2 protein-coding genes are annotated in these 1,851 nt (G+C 69.6%); both read right to left on the minus strand.

Going from position 1 to position 1,851, the window contains the following annotated elements; all coding sequences use genetic code 11:
• Nucleotides 1–1,548 (minus strand): ThuA domain-containing protein (locus M8J73_RS25570; RefSeq protein ID WP_249829098.1); only part of this gene is annotated, 1,548 nt, incomplete at its 3' end.
• Between the two features lie 29 nt (nt 1,549–1,577).
• On the minus strand, nt 1,578–1,851 hold a 274-nt coding region (locus M8J73_RS25575), incomplete at its 5' end, for an RICIN domain-containing protein (RefSeq protein WP_249829099.1).

The following is a 1,851-nucleotide window of genomic DNA, read 5'->3' on the forward strand; positions in this document are numbered from 1 at the left end:
GCAGGACCACAGCACGACTCTCGTACCGTCCGCCGTACCGCCACCGCTGACGTCCAGGCACTTGCCCAACGCCTTGACCGTCGACCCCGCCGCCACCGTCCACTGCTGCCTCGCCGAGCCCGTGCACGACGAGATCTGCACCGCCGTCCCGTCCGCCGAACCGCCGTCACGCACATCCAGACACTTGCCCGCGACCCCCACGATCCGACCCACGCCGGGGGTGGGTGTCGGGCCGCCGCCCAGCTCCTTGATCCGGACGTTGCGGAACGAGACGTCGTCCCCGGTGCCGTGGTTCTGGATGCCGATGTGACCGGCGAGCGAGCGGGCAGGGTTGGTGTCGGTGAAGTCGTTGATCTTCACGCCGTTGAGCCATACCTGGAGCCGTTCGCCCTCCACCAACAACTCGAAGGTGTTCCACTCGCCCGGTGGGTTGAGCGCCGCGTCCCGCGCAGCCGTGTCCGGGGCCTTGACGGCGTAGATCGAGCCCGTCGTGCGGTCGGGTGCGTCGGTGGCGTCGATCTGGACCTCGTAGCCGTTGTCCATGGCCGACTGCGGGTCGTTCGTCGGCGGGAAGCCCACGATCACACCGGAGTTGTCGTCGCCGGGCATCTTCCAGTCGAGCTTCAGCGAGTAGTTGGTGAACTGCCGGGCGCTGTACCAGAGCATGCCCAGGCCGCCGTTGGAGGTGAGGGTGGCGTCCGCGCTGGTGAAGCCGCCCGGGCCGGCCTGCGACCAGCCGGTGGTCGAGCCGTTGTAGAGGGTCGTGTAGCCGGTCTCGGGCCGGCAGTCGGCCTTGGTCCGGCCCGCCGCGTACCGGATGCCGCCGAGCAGGTGCGCCCGGAACGCCGGCTCCGTGTACGACGCCTGGCTGTGCCCGCCACCGGTGTAGAAGGACCGGCCTCCGGAGTAGGTCTTGCACCAGCTGTGCGGGTGGTCGGCGCCCATCGAGCCACCCGAGTACGACGACTCGTCCAGCGTGGTGAGCACGCGTGCGGTGGTGCGGGGGTTGGTCCGGAAGTTGTACCACTCATCGGTGCGGGTCCAGGTCTGCGGCAGGTGGGCGGTCGCCGCGTGTGCCCGCCCCTCCACCTTGACGTTGGCCTGCTGGACAGCGGGGTGCGAGGCGAAGTAGGCGCCCACCAGAGCACCGTAGAACGGCCAGTCGTACTCCGTGTCCGCGGCCGAGTGGACACCGACGAAGCCGCCGCCCGAGCCGATGTACGACTGGAACGCCGACTGCTGGGCGTCGTTCAGGACGTCGCCGGTGGTGTTGAGGAAGACCACCGCCTCGTAGCGGCTCAGGTTGCCGGTGGTGAACTGGCTGCCGTCCTCCGTGGCCGTCACCGTGAAACTGTTGGCCGCGCCGAGGTCGCGGATGGCCTGGATCCCCGCCGGGATCGAGTCGTGCCGGAAACCGGCCGTCTTGGAGAACACGAGCACGTCGTAGGGCGTGTCCGCGGCATGGACGGGGTGGGGCTGCCCGAGGAGGGCGAGGGTGGCCAGTGCCGTGGCCGCCCCACCGAGCAGGGTTCGGGGTCGTCTGCGCATGTGCGTCGCTCCCTTCTTGGTGACCGACATCAGGGCAGGGTCCATTTCTGGTTGGCGCCGCCGTGGCAGGTCCACAGGTGCACGAGGGTGCCGTCCGAGGAGCCGGCGCCCGACACGTCCAGGCACTTGCCCGACTGCGGGTTGCGCAGCGATCCGTCCGGGTACGCCTGCCAGTTCTGGTTGGTACCGCCGTTGCAGGACCACAGCACGACTCTCGTACCGTCCGCCGTACCGCCACCGCTGACGTCCAGGCACTTGCCCAACGCCTTGACCGTCGACCCCGCCGCCACCGTCCACTGCTGC

This window comes from Streptomyces neyagawaensis (genome assembly GCF_023516595.1).
GTDB lineage: Bacteria > Actinomycetota > Actinomycetes > Streptomycetales > Streptomycetaceae > Streptomyces > Streptomyces neyagawaensis.